This is a genomic window from Motilibacter peucedani (genome assembly GCF_003634695.1).
In the GTDB taxonomy this organism is placed as follows: Bacteria; Actinomycetota; Actinomycetes; order Motilibacterales; family Motilibacteraceae; genus Motilibacter; species Motilibacter peucedani.
On sequence record NZ_RBWV01000009.1, the window covers coordinates 454,994 to 477,364 of the forward strand.

The window sequence follows — 22,371 nt, forward strand, 5'->3', positions numbered from 1 at the left end:
TCCTCGATGCCAGGGACTCCAGTCCCGACATCACCCGGTCGGCGCAGCGCGGTACCGGGCCGGTGGTCCCAGCCTGGCCGGTCGGGCGGCCCGCGCCCACGGTGCTGGCTGGAGTCCGCGAGGTGGGGCCAGCACCACCGTGCACCCCGGGTCTGACAGCGACGGACGGCGCTCAGCCGCCGAGCGCGGCGAGGTAGCGCAGCGCCCGGACGCCGGGCAGGAAGAAGTACGCGCCGCCGCGGACGGTGACGAAGGCGGGGAGCCCGCGCGTACGCCGGCGCACCGGCACCGCCTGCTCGGTGAAGCTGTGACCGGTGGGGAGGTGGCCGCCGAGCAGCGGGTCCGCGTCGTCGTAGAGGCCGTCGAACTGGGCGTTGAGCGCCCACGTGTGCGTCACGAACTCGAACTGGCGGGCGACGTCGGCGCACAGGCACAGGAAGTGCAGGCCGCGTACGTCCCCCGCCTCGTCGTCCCAGCGCGGGAGCTCGCCGCCGGCCAGGACGCCGGCGAGGTCGACCGGCGGGCCGTACTCACGGCCGCGCCTCATCAGCCGGTGGCGCTTGCCCACGGCCACGGAAGCGTCGGTGCCGGGCTTCGGCGGCAGCGAGTCGCGCGGGTTGGTGCGCCGCACGTGCGCGCCGACGGGGCACACGTGTCCAGCGAGGTCCGCGGCGTAGCCGAACTCGTTCGACTCCGCGAGCGCCGGGTCGTCGTGCTCGGGCGACTGCGTCACGGGCGCGCCGCCGGGCCAGCGACCGACCATGCGGGCCGCGAGCCGGGTGCGAGCCGCCCCGTCGCTGCTGCCGTCGGCCCGCCGCGTGCACTGGTCGAGGAACCGCCAGAAGGCGTGGACGTCCTGCTCGAGCTGCCGGACGACGAGGTAGGACCCGTCGCGGCCGAGGTCGCGCCGGCCGCCGGCCGTCTCCGGGAGCACGTCGAGCCGGTCCGTGGCCGCGTCGACCGTCGGCGTCGGCGGCACCTGGTCGTGCTCGTTGCGGTAGCCCAGCACGAACTCGCCGGCACGCACGGTGTGCATCGCCGGCCCCGGGCGGCCGAAGCCGGCGATGGCCGGCTGCGAGACGCCGTCGCGGAACCCGAAGTGCTCGACCGGCCCGAGGTCGTGCGTGTCGAGCGCGCGCACCAGCCGCAGGCCCGACGCCTCCGCGCGCGCAGCCTCCTCGTCGCGCAGGCGGGCTACCTGCTCGTCGTCGGGCGCGTAGAGCAGGAGCAGCAGGTCGGGCGACGGGCTCCCCGGCCCGCCCCACTCCCAGCCCGCCGGCGCTGCCGCGCCCACGTCGCCCAGCAGTCGGCTGCGGTGCGGGCTGGTCATGCCCTCCTGGACCTCGACGGGGAACTCGGCGAGCGACGCCTCAGCGAGCCCGAGCCGGCGCAGGCCCTCGTGCGTGACCGCGACGTTGACCGCACGCCCGTCGGGGCGCCCGGACCCGGCGCTCACCCGCGGCACCAGCGAGGCGAGCCAGCCGCGGGCCCGAGCCGGGTCGACCACCTCGAGCACGAGGTAGCAGGCGCCGCGCAGCTTGCCGTAGCCCTGGAAGACCAGCGCCTGCACGTCGTCCTCGTCGACTCGCTCGATCGCGAGCCGCCCTCGCCTGCTCAGAGCCGTGCCAGCCACCGCGCCGCCTCCTGCTCGGTCATCGGCCCGCGCAGCCCGGCACGGATCGCCGCGTTCTCGTCGACCGTCACGGCCGCGAGCTCCGGGTAGGCCGACCACCACACCGGCGTCTCGATCTGGTGGCCGCGGATGAACGCCTTGAAGCCGACCTCGTCGTGCGCGCCGTCGCGGACGAGCCAGCGGGTGCGCGGAAAGCCCTCCTCCACGCCGAAGACCGTGTTGAGCACCCACGCGATCTGGTCGACGAAGTCGTTGTTGTAGCTCTCGAGGCTGCCGTCGTAGTAGCTCGTGAACAGCATCCGGTCGCCGACGCGGTCGAAGCGGGCGAAGTGCACCGTGCGCAGGCCCGAGAGGCCCTGGTGGTTGAAGACGTGGCGGGCGACGTAGTCGCCCACGGCGATCGACATGCTGCAGGACACCGACCAGAAGCGCCCGGGCTTGACGGGCGCGATGCTCGTGAAGGCGTTCTGGACGCCGTAGTCCTCGGCGTCGCCGAGGGCGCGCAGCCGCGCCGGGTCGAGGGGTACGCGTGCGGCCGGGTCCCGCCGCTCGTGCCGGCGCAGCGCGAGGAACCACAGCACCAGAGCCGGCAGCACGACCGGCAGCAGCACGAGCAGCGCAGCCGGCACCGCCACGCGGTGGGCCGCCTCACGCAGGCGGAAGCGCAGCGCCGGGCGGGCGGGCCGGTCGAGCGCCTCCGTGAGGTCGGGCCGGGACGCGACCTCGCGGCGGAGCCGTTCACGCACCTCTCGGCACGATCTCTCGACCGGGCCGCCCTCGTCGAGGGAGTCCTCGAGCGCGGCGCGCAGGCGGGCTTCGAGGCGTACCTGCTGCACCGTACGTCCGACGTCGTGGACGTAGACCACGGCGCTCCTCTGCCGGTGGCTGCGCAGGAAGCGGGCACGTCCCGACGGGCGCGCGACCGCGGGGTAGCCCTGGCAGCAGCCGAGGAGCCGGTCGAGTCCCTCGTGCTGGGAGAGCGCCCTCAGCAGCCGGCGCTCCGGCGCGTCGCAGTCGAGCATCAGGAAGAGGAGCGGAGAGGTCTGCTCGTCGACGACGACCACCCGCGCGAAGTGCAGCCCGGGCAGCTCGGCGAAGGGCAGCACGTCGTTCGCGGCAGGGTCGTCGGCCATCGCGGTGAGCACCTCGCGCAGGCCGGGCAGCCGCCCGGGTCGAACGGCCGCGCGGATGGTGACCGCGACCTGGTGGGGCATCAGAGCGGGTGCCGGATCCCGCCGAGCTGCTCGACGAGCTCGAAGCGGTCGAAGGCCACCCGCACCTCGCGGATCCGGTCGCCCTGCAGGTGGAAGATGTCGATGCCGGGCACGGAGACGTGCCGGTCGGTGAGGTGGAGCCCGAGGAAGCTGGCCCGGTGCGTGCCCGTCCAGGTGAAGCGCACGGCGGCCTTGTCGTCCTGCCAGAGGATGTCGTCGATCGTGAAGTGCACGTCGGGGAACGCCTTGAAGAAGACACCGAAGAAGCGCTTGACCTCTGCGTGGCCGGTGGCGAGCCCGGTCGGCACCCAGGCCGGGTCGTGGAAGGCGATGTCCTCGGTGAACAGCGTGTCGACGTAGGACACGTCGTGGGCGTTGGTCAGCTTGTCGAAGTAGCTGCGGGCGACGGCTTCGGTGTCCACCGGCTCAGGCGCCCGGTGAGGCGATGAGCTCGCGGAAGTAGTCGTTGAGCAGCCGGCCTCCGGGGTCGTAGCGCCGCCGGTGGGCGTCGAACTGCTCGATGCGCGAGCCGAACGCCTTGTCGACCTGCTCGCGCGTCAGGAAGTTGGTCTGGTTGAACAGCGGGACCCCGCCGAGGTCGCTGCACAGCTGGTTGTAGGCCCGCAGGAACTGGTCCCAGCCCTCGCTGCCGGTGGACACCGGGTCGAACGTGATGACGGTCCCGTTGTAGCTGTAGGAGAACAGCGAGCTCTGGTCGTCGTTGATGCGGTAGCCCACGCTGAGGAGGTCGACGCGGTAGCCGGTGCGGCGGTAGTGCTCCTTGGTGAAGGCGAAGTAGGCCCGCAGGCACTCGACGTAGCGCTCCTCGGGGAACGCCCAGATGCTGAAGGTGTAGCGGGCGTTGGTGGGCACGACGGGGTAGCGGATCTGCTGCGCCATGGCCGCCGTGCGCTCGCCCTTCACGAAGGTCAGCAGGGCGAAGACGATGAAGCGGTTGTAGAGGTCGTAGAGCAAGCCCCTCAGACGCCTGCTCCTCACCAGGGTGGTGACCCGATGGCCGAACAGTGGCGCGGCGTGGCTCCAGACGTAGTTGCGCAGCTTCCACTGCCAGGACGTCAGCGTGCGCGGGTCGCCGACCGGCTCGTAGTGGCGGAACTCGACGGTCACGCTGTCGGTGAAGGGGTTGATGTAGAGCATCATCGACTCGCCGCGGGCGCTGAGCTCGGGCAGCCGGGCGGCGAACTGCTCGAAGGTGAAGTGCTCGTGGTGGACGCTGAGGGCGTCGAGCCGGCGCACGCGGAACGTGGCCTCGTAGACCACACCGAACAACCCGTAGCTCGAGCGCGCCACCTGGAGCAGCTCCGGGTCGTCCTCGGTGAACTCGACCAGCTCGCCGGAGGGTGTGACCATCTTGATCGCGACCGCGTAGGACGCGAGCTGGCCGAACTCGCCCGCGAACGACGCGTCCTTGGTGCCGCCCGTGCAGGCGCTGCCGATGGTGATGTTGCCGAGCTCGACGTTGACGTAGAACTGCAGGCCGTTCTTGCGCAGCAGGATGTTGACGTCGAGGTAGAGCGCGCCCGCCTGCGCCGTCACCGTGTCGTCGCGGATCTCGAGGATGCGGTCCATCTTGCGCATCACCAGCAGCGTGCCGCCTTCGGCGACGCCGCAAGGGGTCGTCGAGTGGTTGGACCCGACGGCGCGCACAGGAGCGGGATAGCGCTCGGGGTCGCGCATGACCTCGACGATCTGCTCGACCGTCTCGACCTCCACGACGACCCGCGGCGCGGAGACGATCGAACCGAACCAGTTCGACACTCGGATCGACTGCATGGGGGCCTCCTGGGCGCCGTTGATCACAACACACCACCGGGGCAGGTCCGTGTCAAGCGCCTGCCCTCCCAGACATTGACAGGGGCGCACCACCGGCGTCACCGTCGTGACAACGGCTCTGCGCGAAGGGGAAGCCATGCTGCTGAGTCCCGCTGCTGCGCGGAAGACGCTCGCCACGATCCGCATCGTCAACGGCGCCGCCGGCCTGCTCGCGCCCCAGCTGCTGCTCGGCCGCCTCGGCACCGACACCCGGCTGGACCGGTCGGGCTTCTACCCCTTCCGCATGTTCGGGATCCGCACCGTGCTCATCGGCGCCGACCTTCTGGTGCTGCAGGGGGAGCAGCGCCGGCGGGCGGTGCAGCTCGCGGTCCTGATCCACACCACCGACACGCTGTCGGCGGCGACGGCAGGGGTACGCGGTGACCTCCCCCGCCGTGCTGCGGTCGTCACGACCCTGGTGTCGGCGACCAACACCGCGCTGGCGCTGGTGGCCGCGTCGGGGGAGTAGGCGCAGGATGGCTCGATGGTCGACACCCTGTGCCCCTCCTGCGGCTCTCGCTCACCGGACGTGCTCGACGTCCTCACCGACCAGCGGCGCCGCTACAGCTGCCAGCGGTGCGGCGAGGTCTGGGTCGCCGGGGACCCGCAGCCGGTGCCTCGCGCGGCCGGCGGCCGACGCCCGGCTGTGCAGGCGTACTCGCGGTCCAGAGCCGACTTCCCGACGCCCGAGCAGGTGGAGCCTGACCGACGCGCCCGCGTCGAGGCGCTGAAGGCGCGCTTCCTCGCGGAGCACCCGGCCCCTGAGCCGCGCGTGGCGGAGTTCTGGGCGACCTATCAGCGGGTCTTCGCCGAGGACGGCCTCGACCGGGCCGACCCCAAGGCGTTCCACTTCTTCGCCAACAGCCCGGTCGGGGCCTACGCGGGCCAGATGACGGTCTTCAACAACGAGTGGAAGGACCTCGGGCCGCGGGAGGGCGCGCGACGGGTCGCGGAGTCCGTGCGGTTCCTGCTCTACGGCCCGGAGGACCAGGTCATCGAGGACCGGCTGACCTACCTCGTGCAGCCTGGTTGCCCCATCGGCATGAAGGGGTGGAAGGAGGCCCTGCTCACGAAGGTCCTCTGCATCGTCGAGCCCGACCGGTTCCTGCCCATCGTGACCTACGGGAGTCCCGACGTCGGCAAGCGCGCTCTGGCGCGTTCCATCTGGGGCCTCGAGCTGCCGGCGGCCGACAGGACGTCGATGACCCTGGGCCGGCTCGTGGTCTGGAGCAACGACCTGTTGCGCGCCTTGGCGGGTGACGGCTTCGCGCACGCGGAGCATGCGTCGTCGTTCCTGTGGTGGGCGAAGGACTTCGCCGGCGATCTCGCCGGCGCAGCGCCCGCGCGCGCCGCCGGAGGCAGTGCCTCGAGGAGGTGAGGGGTGCGCGAGGGGGGACTTGAACCCCCACACCCTTTCGGGCACTGGCACCTGAAGCCAGCGCGTCTGCCATTCCGCCACTCGCGCATGCACCGCCGGACCCACGCGGAGCGACCGCGGAGCGAACCTCCGGGCAGCCGGAGCAGGACGTTGCAGTCCCTGAGGGTAGCAGCCTCCACAGGCACGCGTACGCGTCGGGACGTCCCGCGGCCCCTGCGCGTTACGATCGGGGTGCGCCACCGCTGGTGCGCCGACGAGCGAACTCCGCCTGGCAGAGGCCCCGGCGGGATCCGACGACGCGAGACGAGGGAGGTGCCGTGGGCGTCCTGCAGCGCTTCGAGCGGCGCGTCGAGACCCTCGTCAACGGCGCGTTCGCCCGCGCCTTCAAGTCCGAGGTCAAGCCGGTCGAGATCGCGGCCGCGCTGCAGCGCGAGGCCGACGACAAGGCCCAGGTCCTCTCCCGCGAGCGGGTGATGGTGCCCAACTCCTACGTCGTCGAGCTCAGCCCGCGCGACTCCGAGCGGCTCGACCCCTGGTCCGAGCCCCTGCGCGCCGAGCTGGCCGCGATGGTGGCCGAGCACGCCGAGGCCCAGGGCTACTCGCCGACGGGCCGGGTCGGCGTCGAGTTCGAGCGCCACGACGACCTCGACACCGGCATGTTCCGCGTGCGCTCGCGGGCCGACGCGGCACCCCCGCCCGTCCGCGTCGAGGCGCGCCGGGCCCCGGCACCCGCCCCCGCTCCGGCGGGGGCCGCCTGGTCGGAGCAGGAGCGGCGGCCTCCGGCACCCGTCCCGCGCGGCGCCGACGCGACGGTCGTGCAGCGGGTCGCGCGCACCCCCGAGCCGTGGCTCGAGGTGGAGGGCGCGCGCGTACCCCTCCGCCAGGGCGTCACCGTCATCGGCCGCGGCTCCGAGGCCGACCTGCGCCTCGACGACCCCGGTGTCTCGCGCCGGCACGCATCCCTCCAGGTCGCAGGGTCCCGCGCCCGGCTGCTCGACCTGGGCTCCACCAACGGCACGATCGTCGCCGGCCAGCGGGTGCGCGACACCGACCTGCGCGACGGCGACACGGTGGTGCTGGGCCGCTCGACCGTCGTCTTCCACAGCGACGCGGTCGCCCTGCGACCCGACGCCTACGGACCCGCCGGCGAGGACCCCGACTCCTTCGTCCCGGGGCTGCGATGATCTCGCCAGCAGCGGCGACGAAGGGCTGGTGACGTGGAGGAGCTCTCGGGGCTCACGCTCGGGGTCATCAAGCTCGGGTTCCTGGCCGTCCTGTGGCTGTTCGTGCTGACCGCCGTGGGCGTCATGCGCTCCGACCTGTTCGGCACCCGGCTCGCGCGCCGCGGCACCGGCTCGGGCGGCGCCATCCGCGCGGAGCGCCCTGCGCGGGCCTCCCGGGCGCCGAAGGAGCCGCGCCGCCGCCGTGGCGCCCCGACCACGCTCGTCGTGACCGAGGGCCCGCTCGCCGGCACGACGGTCCCACTGGGACCGGTGCCCATCACCGTCGGCCGGGCGCCCGACAACACGATCGTGCTGGCCGACGACTACGCCTCCGGCCACCACGCGCGGCTGTTCGGCCAGGACGACGAGTGGTACGTCGAGGACCTCGGCTCCACCAACGGCACCTGGGTCGAGCGCACCCGCGTGGCGAGCCCGACCAGCGTGCGGGCCGGGGTGCCCGTACGCGTGGGCCGCACCGTCCTCGAGCTGCGGAAGTAGGCGCATGGCGACGGCACTGCGGTTCGCCGCGCGCTCCGACGTGGGCCTGCTGCGCGACGGCAACGAGGACTCCGGCTACGCCGGCCCGCGGCTGCTCGCGGTCGCCGACGGCGTCGGCGGGCACGTCGCCGGCGAGGTCGCGAGCTCGCTGGCGATCGCCACCATGGCAGCCCTCGACGAGGACCCGCCCGGCAACGACCTGCTGACCTCGCTGCGCGCCGCCGTGACCGCGGCCAACGAGCAGATCGGCGCGATGATCCTCGGCGACCCCGCGCTCGAGGGCATGGGCACGACGCTCACCGCGCTGCTGCGTACCGGCTCCCGCCTCGCGCTCGTGCACGTCGGCGACTCGCGCGGCTACCTGCTGCGCGACGGCTCGCTCGAGCAGATCACCCACGACCACACGTTCGTGCAGTCACTGGTCGACGAGGGCCGCATCACCCGCGAGGAGGCCGGCTCCCACCCCCAGCGCAACCTGATCACCCGCGCGCTCTCCGGCCACGGAGAGGTCGAGCCCGACCTCTCCGTCCGCGAGGCCCGCGCTGGGGACCGCTACCTGCTCTGCAGCGACGGGCTCTCCGGCGTGGTCTCCGACGAGACCCTTCACGAGGTGCTCACCGAGGCCGTCGACCCGGACGCCGCGTGCGAGTCGCTCGTGCAGTACGCGTTGCGCGCCGGCGGCCCCGACAACGTCACGGTCGTGGTGGCCGACGTCGTCGACACCGGCGCGAGCCCGTCGCAGGTCCCGCAGGTGGTCGGCGCGGTCGCCGACGAGCGCGCCGGTCGCGGCGGCGGGATGCTGCCGCGGCCCTCGGCCGCCCAGCGCGCGGCCGCTCTTCGTCCTGCCGCCATCGAGGTGGCGACGCCCCCGCCGCCCGAGCGGCCGCGGCGCTGGCCGATCGCGCTCGTGCTGGTGCTCGCCCTTGCGGCGCTCGGCGCCGGCGGGTGGGGCGCCTGGCACTGGTCGCAGGGCCAGTACTACGTCGGCGCCCACGAGGGCCACGTCGCGATCTACCGCGGCCTGCCGCAGTCGCTCGCCGGCGTCTCGCTGTCCTCGGTGGTGCAGGACGAGCCGGTCGCCCTCACCGACCTGCCCGACTTCGCGGTGCAGAAGCTCAACGACGGGATCGCGGCCGACAGCCTCGCCGACGCCCGCGTCCGCGTCACGACCCTCGCCGAGCAGGCGGCACGCTGCCGGCAGACCCCCGACGCCGCCGAGTGCCACGACGCCGACGACGAGCTGGCCACGACTCCCAGCGCCAGCCCGGGAGCGACGTCGTGACGACGACCAGCGCGATGACGCTGACCCCCCAGGCGACGCGCAGCCGACGGGGCGCGGAACTGTTCCTGCTGGTCGTCGGCGGGTTGGTCTTCGTGGGCGCGTACGCCGCGGTCGGCCTCGGCGTCAACGGCGAGCTCCCTGCCAACCTCGGCACCTACGGCGCGTTCCTCGCGGTGCTGCTGCTCGCCGCCCACCTGGTGGTGCGCCGGACGGCCCGCTACGCCGACCCGGTGCTGCTGCCGGCGGTCGGGGTCCTCAACGGGCTCGGCCTGGCGATGATCCACCGGCTCGACCTCGCCGACGTGAAGCGCGGCGAGGAGGCGCGGGGCGCGCTGCCCAGCGGCGACGCGCTCTCGCAGCTGACCTGGATGACCGTGGGCGTCGCGCTCTTCGCGCTCGTGCTCATCGGCGTGCGCGACCACCGCACCCTGCAGCGCTACACCTACACCGCGATGGTGCTCGGCATCGGGCTGCTGCTCCTGCCGCTGGTGCCGGGCATCGGCGTGACGCTCAACGGCTCGCGCATCTGGATCCGCGCCCTCGGCTTCTCGTTCCAGCCCGGCGAGGCCGCCAAGGTCGTGCTGATGGTGTTCTTCGCGGGCTACCTCGTCGTCAAGCGCGACGTGCTCGCGCTGGCGGGGCGGCGGGTGCTGGGGGTCGACCTCCCGCGCGGGCGCGACCTCGGCCCGCTGATGCTCGTCTGGCTCGCCTGCCTGGCGATCCTCGTCTTCGAGAAGGACCTCGGCACCTCGGTGCTGTTCTTCGGCTCGTTCGTCATGCTGCTCTACGTCGCCACCCAGCGGCGCAGCTGGCTGATCCTCGGCGCGCTGCTGTTCGCCGTGGGCGGGTGGTTCGCCTACAAGTCCTTCGGCCACGTGCACGTGCGCGTCGACGCCTGGCTGCACCCCTTCGCCCACCCCGAGCTCGGCCCGACCCAGTTGACGCAGGGGCTCTTCGGCCTGGCGGCCGGCGGCATCCTCGGCACGGGTCTGGGCCTCGGGCGGCCCGACCTCGTCCCGCTGGCCAAGAGCGACTTCATCGTCGCCTCGATCGGCGAGGAGCTCGGGCTCACCGGGCTGATGGCCGTGCTGCTGCTCTACGGGATCATCGTCGAGCGCGGCCTGCGCACTGCGATCGCCTCCCGCGACGCCTTCGGCAAGCTGCTCGCGGCCGGCCTGTCCTTCATCATCGGCATCCAGGTGTTCGTCGTCGTCGGCGGTGTCACCCGGCTCATCCCGCTGACCGGCCTGACCACGCCGTTCCTCTCCTACGGCGGGTCGTCGCTCGTCGTCAACTGGATGATCATCGCGCTGCTGCTGCGCATGAGCGACGCGGCCCGGCGCCCCGCACCCGTACCGTCGACGGCCGCGAGCACCGCGAGCGCGACCACCGGGCGACAGCCGGCGGTGCAGCCGTGAACCGCCCCCTCCGGCGCATGGCGGCGGCGATGATGGTGCTGTTCGCGCTGCTCATCCTCAACGTCAACTACCTGCAGGCCGTCGAGGCGGGCAGCCTCAACGCCAAGCCGGGCAACCGGCGGGTCCTGCTGCTCGAGTACAGCAAGCAGCGCGGCCCGATCAACGTCGGCAGCCGGGCGATCGCGACGAGCGTCAAGACCGACGACCAGCTCGTCTACCAGCGCACCTATCCCAGCCGCGGGCTGTTCGCCCACGTCACGGGCTACTGGTCGCTGTTCGACAAGACCGGCATCGAGAAGGCGCAGAACCCGGTCCTGTCGGGCACCGACGACCGGCTGCGCATCCGCCGGCCGATCGACCTCGTGACCGGCCAGAGGATCCAGGGCGGGGCCGTGCAGCTCACGCTCAACACCAAGGCCCAGCAGGCCGCCACGGTCGGGCTGCAGAAGGCGGGCTCGGTCGGCGCGGTCGTCGCCATCGAGCCGAGCACCGGCAAGATCCTCGCCCTGCAGAGCCTGCCGACCTTCGACCCGACACCGCTGGCGAGCCACGACGCCGGCACGGTGCTGAAGGCCTACGACGCGCTCAACGACGACCCGGCCAAGCCCCTGCTCGACCGCGCGCTGGGCGAGAACTATCCGCCCGGCTCGACGTTCAAGCTGGTCACGGCGGCCGCGGCTCTCTCGTCGGGCAAGTACACCCGGCTCGGCAAGGTGCCCGGGCAGGCGAGCCTCGACCTGCCGCAGACCGACAAGGACCTGCCCAACGAGAACGGCCGGCCCTGCGGCGACGGCAGCCCGACCCTGCAGGTCGCGCTCGAGAAGTCGTGCAACACCTCCTTCGGCGCGATCGGCATGGCGCTCGGCCCGGACGCCCTGCGCGAGCAGGCCGAGCGCTTCGGCTTCGACGACACCGAGCTGACCGTGCCGCTGCCGGTGGCCACCAGCTCGTTCCCCGGCAACCCGACGCCGCCGCAGGTCGCGCAGAGCGCCATCGGCCAGTTCGAGGTGAAGTCGACCCCGCTGCAGATGGCCATGGTGGTCGCGGCGATCGCCAACAAGGGCTCGCTCATGAAGCCCTACCTCGTCGACCGGGTGCTCGGGCCCGACCTGACGGTGCTCGACCGCACGACGCCCGAGCAGCTCAGCGAGGCCGTCACGCCGGAGGTCGCGGGCGAGCTCACCACGATGATGGAGGACGTCGTCACCAACGGCACCGGCACCAACGCCCGGATCGACGGCGTACGCGTCGCCGGCAAGACCGGCACCGCGCAGGTCGGGGGCGGCAAGAACCCGCACGCGTGGTTCGTGTCCTTCGCCCCCGCCGACGACCCCAAGGTCGCCGTCGCCGTGGTCGTCCCGAACGGCGGGACAGCTCGAGAAGTCAGCGGCAACCAGGTTGCCGCACCCATCGCGAGAGCCGTGATGCAAGCAGTGCTCGGAGGTACGTCGTGACGCTGTCCGAAGGAAGCCTCCTCGGGAGCCGCTACGAGCTGCGGGTGCTGCTCGCCCGCGGCGGCATGGGCGAGGTGTGGCGCGCCGTCGACACCCGGCTCGGCCGCGAGGTCGCGGTCAAGGTCCTGCACTCGGCCTACGCCGGCGACTCCGACTTCCACGAGCGCTTCCGCGCCGAGGCGCGCAACACCGCCGCCTTCAGCCACCCCGGCGTCGCGCAGGTCTACGACTTCGGCGAGGCCGACGGCACGCCCTACCTCGTCATGGAGCTCGTGGCCGGCGAGCCGCTCTCGACCGTGCTCGACCGGCAGGGCGCCATCGGCGTGCCGCGCACCCTCGACGTGCTCGCCCAGACGGCCCGGGCCCTCGAGGCCGCGCACGCCGTCGGCGTGGTGCACCGCGACGTCAAGCCCGGCAACCTGCTCGTCACGCCGGACGGCACCGTCAAGGTCACCGACTTCGGGATCGCCCGCGCCGCTGACGCGCTGCCGCTGACCGCCACGGGCACGGTCATGGGCAGCGCCCCCTACCTCTCGCCCGAGCAGGCGCACGGCCGCGCGGCGACGGCCGCGAGCGACGTCTACGCGCTCGGCGTCGTGGCCTACGAGTGCCTCGCGGGGCATCGGCCCTTCGTCGGTGAGACCGCTGTCGACGTGGCGGCCGCCCACGCGCAGGACGCGCCGCCGCCGCTGCCGCCGGCGATCCCGACGCCGCTCAAGGAGCTCGTCCTCGCCATGCTCGGCAAGGACCCGGCTGCCCGGCCCGACGACCGTGCGGTCGCCGAGCGCGCCGAGGCGCTGCGGGGCGCGGGTGCCGCCGGCGCGGTGGGCACGCTGACCTCGGCCCAGACGGCGGCGCTGCCGCCGCTGCGCCCGGACCCCACGCCCACGCGTGCCCAGCAGCTCGCGCCGCCGGTCGGCGCCCAGTCCGCGCTGCGCCCGTTCACCCCGGAGCCGCGGCGCCGGCGCGGAGCGCTCGTCGCCCTGGTCACCGCTGCGGTGGTGATCGTCGCCGGCGGTGCCTACGGGCTCAGCCTGGCCCTGACCGGCGGCAGCGGCGACGGGGGCTCGGCCGACCCGGGCACCGGCTCGGCACCCGCCGCGCCGGTCGCGACTGCCACCTCGGGGTCGCCCGCGGCGTCCGAGGCTCCAGCGCCGTCGGCGGAGGCGTCCACGCCGGCGGCGGAGCCGACCCCGACCCCTACGCGGGCGAGCACGCCCACGCCGACCCCGACACCGCGTACGACACCGACGCCGACGCCGAGCGACACGGCCAGCGCGACGCCGACCCCGACCCCCACGCCCACGTCCTCGGCGAGCCCGAGCAGCGCGGCGTTCGACCCCGACGCGCTCGTGGGCGGGCCCGAGACCGAGGCCTACGCGGCGATCAGCGCCGCCGGCTTCTCCTTCGCGCGCCTGCACCGGGCCCTGGACGACAGCCACACCGCGTGCACCGTCGCCGACGTGCAGCCGGACGGCGACAACTCCTACGACGTGACCGTCTGGTGGCCGAAGGACGGCGCGACCGCGTGCGCGCCGCTGTCCAAGGGCGGCGCGGCGCCGCAGTCCGTCGCAGTCGGCGGCGACAATGCAGGCGGCGGACATGCAGGTGGCCACGGTGCCGGCAGGCACGACGGCCGCGGCAACGGTGGCTCCGGGAAGGGTGACACGTGAGCGAGACGCCACCGGTGGTCCTCGGCGGCCGCTACGAGGTGCGCGAGGTGCTCGGGCGCGGCGGCATGGCCGAGGTGCACCGGGCGCTCGACCTGCGCCTCGGGCGCATCGTCGCGGTGAAGATGCTGCGGGCCGACCTGGCGCGCGACCCCGAGTTCCAGGACCGCTTCCGCCGCGAGGCGCAGTCGGCCGCGTCGCTCAACCACCCGACGATCGTGGCGGTCTACGACACGGGCGAGGACGTCGTGAACGGCGCCCGCGTGCCGTTCATCGTCATGGAGCTGGTCGAGGGCGCGACCCTGCGCGACCTGCTCGCGTCGGGCCGGCGCCTGCTGCCCGAGCGGGCGCTCGAGATCACCGCGGGCATCCTCACCGCTCTCGACTACAGCCACCGCCACGGCATCGTCCACCGCGACATCAAGCCCGCCAACGTCATGCTCACCCCGCGCGGCGACATCAAGGTCATGGACTTCGGCATCGCCCGCGCGGTCGCAGAGGCGACCTCGGCCATGACGCAGGGCTCCGCCGTCGTCGGCACCGCGCAGTACCTCTCGCCGGAGCAGGCCCGTGGCGAGCAGGTCGACGCGCGCACCGACCTCTACAGCACCGGGTGCGTGCTCTTCGAGCTGCTGACCGGCCGGCCGCCCTTCGTCGGCGAGTCCCCGGTCTCGGTGGCCTACCAGCACGCCCGCGAGCTCGCGCCCGCGCCGAGCACCATCGACCCGGCCATCTCGCGCAGCGTCGACCTGGTCGTGCTCAAGGCGCTGGCGAAGGAGCGCACCGACCGCTACCAGACGGCCGCCGAGATGCGTGCCGACGTGGAGCGCGCCCGCGGGGGCGGCGCCGTCCTGGCCCGGCCGACCGACGGCACGATGGCCACGACGGTCCTGCCGCCGGTCGCCGCCCGCACCACGGTCCAGCGCGGCGTCCCGGTGGAGCGGGTCGTCGAGCGCCGCGAGGTCCCGCCGCCACCGCCGCGGCGGCACGGTGGCGCCTACCTGCTCCTCGCCCTCGCCGTCCTGGCAGTGGTCGCCGGGGGCATCGTGCTGGCCCAGCGCTACTTCGTCAACGACAAGGTGCTGGTGCCCAACGTCTCCAACATGACCGTGCAGGAGGCGACCGCCCGGCTGGTCGCCGGCCACCTGACCGTCAACCCGAAGACCACGCCGCGGCCGGATGCGCAGGTGCCGGAGAACAACGTGGTCGACACCGACCCGAAGGGCTCGGTCAAGAAGGGCACGCAGGTCACGCTCATCGTCTCCAGCGGGCCCGACAAGGTGAAGGTCCCCAGCGTCGTGACCAAGGACTACTCCGAGGCCGCCGACGACCTGCAGGCGCTGGGGCTGGTCCCGGTGCCGACGCCCACCGACTCGGCCGAGGACAAGGGCACCGTGCTCGCTCAGGACCCGGCGCCGAACACACCGGTCCTCCCGGGCACGACGGTCAAGGTGCAGGTGGCGAGCGGGAAGGTGCCGGTGCCCAACGTCGTCGGCAAGGCCCGCCTCGACGCCATCCAGACCCTTGCAGCGAGCGACGGCCACTTCGGCTACTCCTCGCGCAGCGTCGCGGTGACCGACCCCGGCCAGGACGGAGTGGTCCAGAGCACCATCCCCGACACGAGCCAAGGCACATCGGCACCCAAGGGCAGCAAGATCATCCTGGTGATCGGCAAGTACACCGCCCCGCCCCAGTCGAGCCCGCCGGCGAGCGAGCAGCCCCCGGCCGGCGGTGGCGACGCCTCCTCGCAGCCGCAGCCGTCGTGACGACGCTCGGCGCCTAGCCCGCCGCGCCGACGACGGGGGCGAGCCCGCGGCTGCGCTCGAGGGCACCCTCGTCTCCGCAGGTCACGAGCCAGTTGGCGAGCATGCGGTGCCCGCCCTCGGTCAGCACCGACTCGGGGTGGAACTGCACGCCCTCGATCGGGGCGTGCCGCGCGCGGGCCGCCATGATGACGCCGCCCGCCGTCGTGGCCGTGACCTCGAGCTCCGGCGTCACGGTCGAGGGCTCGATCGCGAGCGAGTGGTAGCGCGTGGCGGTGAAGGGGCTGTCGAGCCCGGCCAGCACCCCGCGGCCGTCGTGCTGCACGGAGCTCGTCTTGCCGTGCAGCAGCTCGGGGGCGCGGTCGACGGTGGCGCCGAAGGCGACGCCGATCGCCTGCAGACCCAGGCACACGCCGAAGACAGGGGTGTCGCGGGAGGCGGCGGCGCGTACGAGCTCGACGCTCACGCCCGCGCGCTCCGGCGTGCCGGGACCGGGCGAGACGAGCACTCCGTCGTAGCGCCCGTCGAGGGCCGTCTCGACGTCGACCTCGTCGTTGCGGCGCACCTCGACCTCGGCGCCGAGCTGGCCGAGGTACTGCACCAGGTTGTAGACGAAGCTGTCGTAGTTGTCGACGACGAGGATCCGGGCGCTCACGGCGTCAACCCTACGCGGGGGCGGACCTCAGGAGTCGACCGTCACGCGGGTGAACGGCAGCACCTGCTCGGCCCACGGGAACACCACCGTGAACAGCAGCGCCACCACCGCGGCGACCAGCACGAGCGCGAGCAGCAGCCGCACCGCCACCGGCCCGGGCAGGTGGCGCCAGATCCATGCGTACAACGGCTAGCCCCTCTTCACCGCTGAGCGCAGCGTCAGGTCGACGATGAGCCGCTGGGTCGAGGCCCAGCGCGGGTTGCAGGTGGTGAGGGTCATCTTGCGCTCGGTGGCGTGCGCGCCCGGCTTGCCGGGCACCGGGGCGATGACCTCCACGGCGGTCGGCTGCACCAGGAACCACGGCTTGTCGACGACGTAGGTGTAGGTCGTGTCCCGCGTGATGACGACGACGGTGTCTCCCGGGCGCATGCGGTCGAGGTTGCGGAACGGCTCGCCGTTGGTGGCCCGGTGTCCGGCCAGCGCGAGGTTGCCGCGCCCGCCCGGCAGAGCCGTGCCGACGTAGTGACCGATGCCCTCGTGCAGCTGCTCGGCGTCGACGCCCTCGACGATGGGCTGCGCCCAGTCCTTGCCGAGGCGCGGGATGCGGATCAGCGCGAGCGGCGTCCCCTTGGGCGGGCGCACCGCCGGCGACGGCGTCGGGCTGGCGCTGGGAGCCGCGCTGGCGGACGCGGACGGGACGGGTACGCCGTAGTCGGGTGCCGTCGGCGACGCCCACGACGAGCGCAGGTCGGAGATCGCCGAACTGCGCGCCTGCGCCGCCGCGACGTTGGTCCACCACAGCTGGTAGACGACGAACAGCAGCACGACGGCGCCCGCGGTCATCAGCAGGTCGCCGACCACCGTGAGGGCGCGGGTGCTGCCCCTCACGACGGGGGCGTCGGTGCCGCCGACGCCGCGGGCGAGGCCGCGCCCAGGCCGAGGGGACCGTCGAAGGCCGGCAGCTCGAGGGCGCCGCGGCGCAGCTGGTAGCCGAGCCCGACCCGCGTGACGTAGTCGCGGAAGACGCGCACGGAGGGCTCGGCGTCCAGGGCGGCCTCCAGCGCGTCGGGGTCGCCCACCGCCCGGACGACGAACGGCGGGGCGTAGGTGCGGCCGTGCAGGTAGAGCACGTTGCCGGCACAGCGTACGGCGCTGGTGCCGATCAGCCGCTGGTCCATGACCGCGACGCCGCGTGCACCACCGGCCCACAGCGCGTTCACGACGCCCTGGATGTCCTGCTGGTGCACGACGAGGTCGTCGGGCCGGGTGCCCGGCGGCAGCGCGGGGTCGTCGGCGTCGCGCGGGCTGTCGTCGAGCGTGACGGTGAGCCCGTCGCCGCTGACCGGGTCGAGCCCCGCCCGGCGGGCGAGGACGTCGGCAGTCTGCTGGGCGGCTCCCGCCGGGCCGCCGGCCGCGCGGCTGCGCTGCTCGACGGCGTCGCGCAGCCGCGTCACCTGCGCCTCGCGCACCCGCACCTGGTGCTCCTGCGCCGAGATGAGGTCGACGAGGTCGGTGCGCGACCCGGCGCGCGGGTCGTCACCGGCCGAGACGGCCCCGGCGGCGAACAGCAGGCCGGCCAGCGCCGCGACCACGGGCACCAGGACGCGCCAGCGCCCTGCGCCCTCCGGTCGCGTCATCGCCTGCACCCCTCGCCTCGTGCTCGAACGTCTACGCTAACGGGGTCCCGCCCGTGCCCGTTCCGTCACCCGAGGTCCTCAGTGCCCAAGTCGCGTCTCCGTCGCAAGGCCGCCTACACCCCGCCGCAGGAGCGTGTGGCGGCCGTCCACGTGGGCAACCCGCGCTGGCTGGTGCCGCTCATGCTGGCGTGCTTCGCGGTGGGACTGCTGTGGATCATCGTCTACTACGTCAGCCAGACCGACTACCCCATCGGCTCGATCGGCGCCTGGAACATGGGCGTCGGCTTCGGGCTGATCCTGGTCGGCTTCGGGCTCTCGATGCGCTGGCGGTGAGGCCGCTGGGAACTCGTCACCCGCGGGACCTCGTGTCGCGCGGGTGACGTGCCGATGACCGCGGTGCGGCCGACGGATGGCCGAATCCCACCGGTGTGATTCTCCACAGGGGTTCTCCACAGTGTGGAGAACCCCCCGCTCAGCGGGCGCTCAGGAGATGCAGTCCAGGAACCCCTGCGTGCCGGCGGGGTGCCGCAGCTCGCAGGCGGCGACCGTGGACGCGCTGGTGCCCGCCCCGAACTGGCCGAGCACGTCGACGGTGCGCCAGGTCGTCAGGGCGAGGGCGGCGAGCAGGACCGCCACCAGCGCCACGCCCTGCACGAGCGCCCGGCGCGCCGCAGGGGCGTAGACCAGCGCTGCAGCCGCCAGGGCACCACCGACGAAGCCTCCGGCGTGCGCCCGCCAGTCGACGCCGTTCATGACGAAGCCGAGGGCGACGTTGACCGCCAGCAGCGTCCACAGCCCGCTGGACTCGCGCCCGAGCCGACGGTTGACGACCAGGTGCGCGGCGAACAGCGCGAACACCGCCCCCGAGGCGCCGAGGCTGGCGCTGCCGAGCGAGGAGAACGCGTACGACGCCGCGACCCCGCACACCGCACCCAGCAGGTAGAGCGCGGCGAAGCGCACCCGGCCGAGCGCCGCCTCGAGGGGCGGGCCGAACAGCCACAGCGCGTACATGTTGAAGAGCAGGTGGAGCAGGTTCTGGTGCAGGAAGGCCGCCGTGACCAGGCGGTACCACTGGCCGCTGGCCAGCCCGGCCGAGAAGCCGCCGAAGGACGGGCCGCCGGAGTACATCCAGAACCGCGGTGCGATCGAGCTGTCGGTCGTGGTCAGCAGCAGCAGCACGACGTTGACGCCGATCAGCACCTTGGTCACCCAGGCGGGGTCGCTCGTAGCCCGGCCGCCGAAGGGGGTGCGGGGCGTGCGCACGCCCCGGTTGCCCTCGCGCACGTCGTCGGGGCACTGGAAGCCGACGGCCGCCGGGATCATGTCCTCGGGGCAGATCGGCCGGTTGCACCGCGTGCACCGGACGTAGGTGACCCGGTCGGGGTGCCGGTAGCAGGTCGGCTCAGCGGCCGGCGGCGCGCCCGCGGGCTGGCCCGGCTGCTCGGGCTGGTCGGGCTGCGTCATCGGCGGGCGGAAGGGCGGGCGGTCATGCCCCCGACGCTACGCGAGCGACGGGGGCACGGCGGCCCAGGAGGTGCGCGCGGCGGCTACTGCTCGCGGGTCTCCACGACGACGGACTCGATGCGCACGTCGTCGGACGGGCGGTCCATCGCGCCGGTCGAGACGGCGGCGATGCTGTCGACGACCGCCCGGCTGTCGGCGTCGGCGACCTCGCCGAAGATCGTGTGGCGGCGGTTGAGGTGCGGCGTCGGCGCGACCGTGATGAAGAACTGCGAGCCGTTGGTGCCCGGGCCGGCGTTGGCCATGGCCAGCAGGTAGGGAGCGCTGAACTGCAGCTCGGGGTGGATCTCGTCGGCAAAGCGGTAGCCGGGGCCGCCGGTGCCGGTGCCGAGGGGGTCACCGCCCTGGATCATGAACCCGGAGATGACGCGGTGGAAGATCGTGCCGTCGTAGAGCGGGCGGCTGGTGCGCTCGCCCGACGAGGGGTCGACCCACTCGCGCTGGCCCTGCGCCAGCTCGGTGAAGTTGGCGACCGTCTTGGGCGCGTGGTTCGGGAAGAGCCGCACGACGATGTCGCCCTTGTTGGTCTTCAGGGTTGCGTAGAGCTCTTCGGCCACGAGGCGTCTCCCAGCGTTGCTTCAGCATCCGGGCGCACGCGTGCGCCGGAGTGGACGCAACATCCTGACACGACCACCATGATCAGGGAGGCATGGGCCCCGCCCGCGGTGGGGAAGGGGCTCAGAAGATCGTCCATGCTCCTGGAGGTAGACATCGTGAAGCGTCCCTTTGCAGGGGATCGGACCCCGCCCCCCGTCGTGCCGCCCGCTTCGGTCGCGAGCACGGCCAGTGCCGCCAAGCTCGCACTGGCCAGCGGCGCAGCGGCCGTCGCCGGGTCCTCGGCGGTCGCCGCAGCGCGCGAGCGCGCCACCCCGCTGGTCGACGCCGCACGCGAGCGGGCGACGCCGGTGGTGGAGGCGGCGCGCGAGCGAGCGACGCCCGTGGTGGAGGCCGCGCGCGAGCACGCCACGCCGCTGCTCGAGTCTGCCCGCGAGCGGGCGACCCCCCTGGTGGAGGCCGCGCGCGAGCGCAGCACCCCCCTGGTGGAGGCAGCCCGCGAGCGCACCTCGAGCGCCGTGCAGGCGGCCCGCCCGCACGTCGAGGCCGCTCGCGAGTCGGCGCTGACGGCGACCCGCGAGAACGTGATCCCCGCCGTCCACGACGCCGCGGTGCGGGCGTCGGAGAAGGTCGAGGAGGTGGCGCCGCGCGTCGCCGCCGCCGTCGGAGGTGCGGTCACGACCGCGCTGGCCGCCAGCGAGCCCGTCCGCGAGGAGGCGCTCTCGCGCGGCGCGGCGGCCATCGCCGCGCTCAAGGGCGAGGTCGTCGTGGTGCCCAAGCGCCGCCGGCGCGGTCGTCGGCTGCTCGCGCTCTTCGCGCTCGCCGGGGTGGCGGGCGGCGCGGTCGCGGCCTGGCGCCGCAGCCAGCGCTCCGACCCGTGGACCGTGCCCTCGACCAGCGGTTCGGCGACCACCGGCATCACGCCCAAGCACGCCGCGGGCACATCGCGCCCCGCCGGCACGGGGTCGGCAGCATCGACGACCGGCGGCCCGCTGCTGGCCACCGGCAGCAGCAGTGCGACGAGCAGCGCCACGTCCGGCAGCTCCACCAGCGCGCCCTCGGCCGGCGTCGCCGCGTCGGGCTCGTCCGGAGGTCCCGGCCCGGTCGCGGTCGACCCGGACGACCGTGCCGAGCTGGCGGTGGACACTCCCGAGGCCCCGCCGGAGACGCTCGAGTCCGACGGCATCCACGTGTCGACCCCGCCCGCCGACGTGCTGGGCGGAGCGGCGGGCGGCACCGGTGCGGCTGACGCGACCACGCCGGTCCTCGACGACGACGTGCCGACGCCGGCCGAGGGCAGCGCCAAGGTGCACGGCGACGTCTTCGAGGTCACCGACGAGCCGGGCAAGGGCGGGGCCGGCACGAGCTGAGCCGGCCGCTCGCTCACAGACGCCGAGAGCCCCGCGGACCCGGTCCACGGGGCTCTCGTGCTGTCCCGAGGACGCGGTCGTCAGCTGCGCCCGACCAGGCGCCGGGCGGTGCGCACGTCGCTGCCCAGCCGACCCAGGTGCGCGGCGAGCTCGTCGCCCGCTGCGAGCAGCGCGGCGTCGTCGAGCGGCTCGAGCGCGTCGAGCACGAACAGCGCCGACACCGTGTCGTCGCGAAGCGCGGTGCGCCGGCCCTGGCGCCAGTTCCAGCGCCGGCAGGTGACCGCGACCTCGTCGCGCCACACGACCTCGCCCGCCTCCGGATGCTCGACGACCGGCTCCCCTGCGTCGACGGTGTCGAACGGCTCGTCGCCTGCGGCGCGCACGAGCTGCGGCGCGCCGGCGTAGCGGTCGAGGTCCTCCCCACCCACCGGCACCGAGTGCAGCACCGACACCGCGTTGTAGACGTCGGTGAGCCGGTTGACCCGCGGCAGGCCGCCCGCCGCCCGCCGCAGCAGTGCCTCCAGGCTGTTGCGCGTGCGTTGCGGCTTCGCGCCGAACGCCCGGTAGGCCTCGCGCCACGCTGCCACGTGCGGCAGGTCCTCGACGGCCCGGCCGTCGAGCGCGGTCATCGCCGCCCGCTCAGCGCGCACGAGCAGCTCCTCGCTCGCGGCGTCGCTGGGACCGGGCTCCAGGCCTTCGACGACCAGCAGCAGCGCACGGTAGTCGGGTCGCAGGGCCAGCACCTGCGGGTCGACGCGCGCTGCGGCGAGCAGCGCCTCGGTCTCGGGGCGCATGCGGGCTCTCCGGAGGGCTCGGGCGGAGCGCGTACGCCTGCGGCCGAGCGGCGACGCGGTGGTGCGGGTGTGGAGACGAGGGGAATCGAACCCCTAACCCCCGCCTTGCAAAGGCGGTGCTCTGCCAATTGAGCTACGTCCCCGGGTCGGGGTCCTCGCCCGCCGGGCGCTCCCGGTGCGGCGTGCGCCGGGTTCCTGCGTCAGACGGGGTCGGTGCCCTCGCGCCAGAGGTCAGCGCCGGCGCGCTGCTCCTGCACCGTGCGCACGGCCCGGGCGGTGAGCACGCCGACCGCTCCGGACACGGTCAGCACCAGCAGTGCCTTCACCGGGACCTCCTCACGAGAGGGCGCCTCGCCGGACGAGGGTGCCGGGGAGGACGTGGGCCTAAGTGGACTTGAACCACTGACCTCTTCCTTATCAGGGAAGCGCTCTAACCAACTGAGCTATAGGCCCGTCGTGCACGAGCGGCGCAG

Annotated in this window: 23 protein-coding genes and 3 tRNA genes; 11 read left to right on the top strand and 15 right to left on the bottom strand. The window is 73.8% G+C overall.

Features of this window, described 5'->3' with window-relative positions; genetic code table 11:
- Window positions 1-172: 172 nt before the first annotated feature.
- Genes CLV35_RS03675 through CLV35_RS03690 form a run of 4 tightly spaced genes read right to left on the bottom strand, consistent with a single transcriptional unit; the run spans window position 173 to window position 4,641 of the window.
- Window positions 173-1,633: a Dyp-type peroxidase gene (locus tag CLV35_RS03675; RefSeq protein WP_231121450.1), complete on the bottom strand. Its 1,461-nt coding sequence runs from the start codon at window positions 1,631-1,633 to the stop codon at window positions 173-175.
- Window positions 1,615-2,847, bottom strand: a complete 1,233-nt coding sequence (locus CLV35_RS03680) for a hypothetical protein (protein ID WP_121192033.1) — start codon at window positions 2,845-2,847, stop codon at window positions 1,615-1,617. The genes CLV35_RS03675 and CLV35_RS03680 overlap by 19 nt, the downstream gene beginning before the upstream one ends.
- Window positions 2,847-3,269 (bottom strand): ester cyclase, encoded by a 423-nt coding sequence (locus CLV35_RS03685; protein ID WP_121192034.1) that lies wholly within the window; start codon window positions 3,267-3,269, stop codon window positions 2,847-2,849. The genes CLV35_RS03680 and CLV35_RS03685 overlap by 1 nt, the downstream gene beginning before the upstream one ends.
- Window positions 3,270-3,273: 4 nt before the next feature.
- Entirely contained in the window at window positions 3,274-4,641 is a 1,368-nt protein-coding gene (locus tag CLV35_RS03690; RefSeq protein ID WP_121192356.1) for an FAD-binding oxidoreductase, read from the bottom strand.
- 136 nt (window positions 4,642-4,777) lie between these two features.
- Here CLV35_RS03690 and CLV35_RS03695 point away from each other — a divergent pair, with 136 nt between their 5' ends.
- Both CLV35_RS03695 and CLV35_RS03700 read left to right on the top strand, forming a co-directional pair.
- Window positions 4,778-5,149 (top strand): hypothetical protein, encoded by a 372-nt coding sequence (locus CLV35_RS03695; RefSeq protein ID WP_121192035.1) that lies wholly within the window; start codon window positions 4,778-4,780, stop codon window positions 5,147-5,149.
- Window positions 5,150-5,164: 15 nt separating this feature from the next.
- Window positions 5,165-6,058, top strand: a complete 894-nt coding sequence (locus tag CLV35_RS03700; RefSeq protein ID WP_121192036.1) for a hypothetical protein — start codon at window positions 5,165-5,167, stop codon at window positions 6,056-6,058.
- Window positions 6,059-6,062: 4 nt separating this feature from the next.
- On the opposite strand, the gene CLV35_RS03705 is transcribed toward CLV35_RS03700, so the two are convergent.
- Window positions 6,063-6,145, bottom strand: a tRNA-Leu gene (locus CLV35_RS03705).
- A gap of 230 nt (window positions 6,146-6,375) precedes the next feature.
- Between CLV35_RS03705 and CLV35_RS03710 the strand changes: the two genes are divergently transcribed.
- The 7 genes from CLV35_RS03710 to pknB are packed head-to-tail and all read left to right on the top strand — an operon-like array spanning window position 6,376 to window position 15,369.
- A complete protein-coding gene (locus CLV35_RS03710; protein WP_121192037.1) occupies window positions 6,376-7,242 on the top strand; it encodes an FhaA domain-containing protein in 867 nt (288 codons plus the stop codon).
- A 33-nt stretch (window positions 7,243-7,275) separates the two neighbouring features.
- Window positions 7,276-7,779, top strand: coding sequence for an FHA domain-containing protein FhaB/FipA (locus CLV35_RS03715; protein ID WP_231121451.1), 504 nt, complete (start codon window positions 7,276-7,278; stop codon window positions 7,777-7,779).
- Window positions 7,780-7,783: 4 nt separating this feature from the next.
- Window positions 7,784-9,061 (top strand): Stp1/IreP family PP2C-type Ser/Thr phosphatase, encoded by a 1,278-nt coding sequence (locus CLV35_RS03720; protein ID WP_121192038.1) that lies wholly within the window; start codon window positions 7,784-7,786, stop codon window positions 9,059-9,061.
- 14 nt (window positions 9,062-9,075) lie between these two features.
- A complete protein-coding gene (locus tag CLV35_RS03725) occupies window positions 9,076-10,479 on the top strand; it encodes an FtsW/RodA/SpoVE family cell cycle protein (protein ID WP_121192360.1) in 1,404 nt (467 codons plus the stop codon).
- Window positions 10,476-11,933, top strand: a complete 1,458-nt coding sequence (locus CLV35_RS03730; RefSeq protein WP_121192039.1) for a peptidoglycan D,D-transpeptidase FtsI family protein — start codon at window positions 10,476-10,478, stop codon at window positions 11,931-11,933. The genes CLV35_RS03725 and CLV35_RS03730 overlap by 4 nt, the downstream gene beginning before the upstream one ends.
- On the top strand, window positions 11,930-13,606 hold the full coding sequence (locus CLV35_RS03735) for a protein kinase domain-containing protein (protein ID WP_231121453.1): 1,677 nt from the start codon (window positions 11,930-11,932) through the stop codon (window positions 13,604-13,606). Before CLV35_RS03730 ends, CLV35_RS03735 begins: the two co-directional genes overlap by 4 nt.
- Entirely contained in the window at window positions 13,603-15,369 is a 1,767-nt protein-coding gene (pknB, locus tag CLV35_RS03740; protein ID WP_121192040.1) for a Stk1 family PASTA domain-containing Ser/Thr kinase, read from the top strand. The genes CLV35_RS03735 and pknB overlap by 4 nt, the downstream gene beginning before the upstream one ends.
- A gap of 13 nt (window positions 15,370-15,382) precedes the next feature.
- Here the strand turns inward: pknB and CLV35_RS03745 are convergent, their stop codons facing one another.
- From CLV35_RS03745 to CLV35_RS03755, 4 genes are read right to left on the bottom strand one after another with little or no spacing between them, the layout of a single operon-like run.
- Window positions 15,383-16,021, bottom strand: coding sequence for an aminodeoxychorismate/anthranilate synthase component II (locus CLV35_RS03745; protein WP_121192041.1), 639 nt, complete (start codon window positions 16,019-16,021; stop codon window positions 15,383-15,385).
- A gap of 27 nt (window positions 16,022-16,048) precedes the next feature.
- Window positions 16,049-16,207, bottom strand: a complete 159-nt coding sequence (locus tag CLV35_RS19880) for a hypothetical protein (RefSeq protein WP_183061652.1) — start codon at window positions 16,205-16,207, stop codon at window positions 16,049-16,051.
- Between the two features lie 3 nt (window positions 16,208-16,210).
- Window positions 16,211-16,909: a class E sortase gene (locus tag CLV35_RS03750; protein WP_121192042.1), complete on the bottom strand. Its 699-nt coding sequence runs from the start codon at window positions 16,907-16,909 to the stop codon at window positions 16,211-16,213.
- Window positions 16,906-17,658 (bottom strand): DUF881 domain-containing protein, encoded by a 753-nt coding sequence (locus tag CLV35_RS03755; protein WP_121192364.1) that lies wholly within the window; start codon window positions 17,656-17,658, stop codon window positions 16,906-16,908. Before CLV35_RS03755 ends, CLV35_RS03750 begins: the two co-directional genes overlap by 4 nt.
- Before the next feature lie 81 nt (window positions 17,659-17,739).
- Between CLV35_RS03755 and crgA the strand changes: the two genes are divergently transcribed.
- A complete protein-coding gene (gene crgA / locus CLV35_RS03760; RefSeq protein ID WP_121192043.1) occupies window positions 17,740-17,991 on the top strand; it encodes a cell division protein CrgA in 252 nt (83 codons plus the stop codon).
- A gap of 150 nt (window positions 17,992-18,141) precedes the next feature.
- Here the strand turns inward: crgA and CLV35_RS03765 are convergent, their stop codons facing one another.
- Together CLV35_RS03765 and CLV35_RS03770 are read right to left on the bottom strand one after the other, a co-directional pair.
- A complete protein-coding gene (locus CLV35_RS03765; RefSeq protein ID WP_121192044.1) occupies window positions 18,142-19,122 on the bottom strand; it encodes a rhomboid family intramembrane serine protease in 981 nt (326 codons plus the stop codon).
- Window positions 19,123-19,205: 83 nt separating this feature from the next.
- Window positions 19,206-19,736: a peptidylprolyl isomerase gene (locus tag CLV35_RS03770; RefSeq protein WP_121192045.1), complete on the bottom strand. Its 531-nt coding sequence runs from the start codon at window positions 19,734-19,736 to the stop codon at window positions 19,206-19,208.
- A gap of 198 nt (window positions 19,737-19,934) precedes the next feature.
- On the opposite strand from CLV35_RS03770, the gene CLV35_RS03775 reads away from it, so the two are divergent.
- Window positions 19,935-21,104, top strand: a complete 1,170-nt coding sequence (locus CLV35_RS03775) for a DUF5324 family protein (protein WP_121192046.1) — start codon at window positions 19,935-19,937, stop codon at window positions 21,102-21,104.
- A gap of 80 nt (window positions 21,105-21,184) precedes the next feature.
- On the opposite strand, the gene CLV35_RS03780 is transcribed toward CLV35_RS03775, so the two are convergent.
- From CLV35_RS03780 to CLV35_RS03790, 4 genes are all read right to left on the bottom strand, one after another.
- A complete protein-coding gene (locus CLV35_RS03780; RefSeq protein WP_121192047.1) occupies window positions 21,185-21,898 on the bottom strand; it encodes a B3/B4 domain-containing protein in 714 nt (237 codons plus the stop codon).
- A gap of 70 nt (window positions 21,899-21,968) precedes the next feature.
- A tRNA-Ala gene (locus tag CLV35_RS03785) sits at window positions 21,969-22,041 on the bottom strand.
- A 57-nt stretch (window positions 22,042-22,098) separates the two neighbouring features.
- Window positions 22,099-22,224, bottom strand: a complete 126-nt coding sequence (locus tag CLV35_RS20750; protein ID WP_269203879.1) for a hypothetical protein — start codon at window positions 22,222-22,224, stop codon at window positions 22,099-22,101.
- A gap of 53 nt (window positions 22,225-22,277) precedes the next feature.
- Window positions 22,278-22,351, bottom strand: a tRNA-Ile gene (locus tag CLV35_RS03790).
- Window positions 22,352-22,371: the final 20 nt, after the last annotated feature.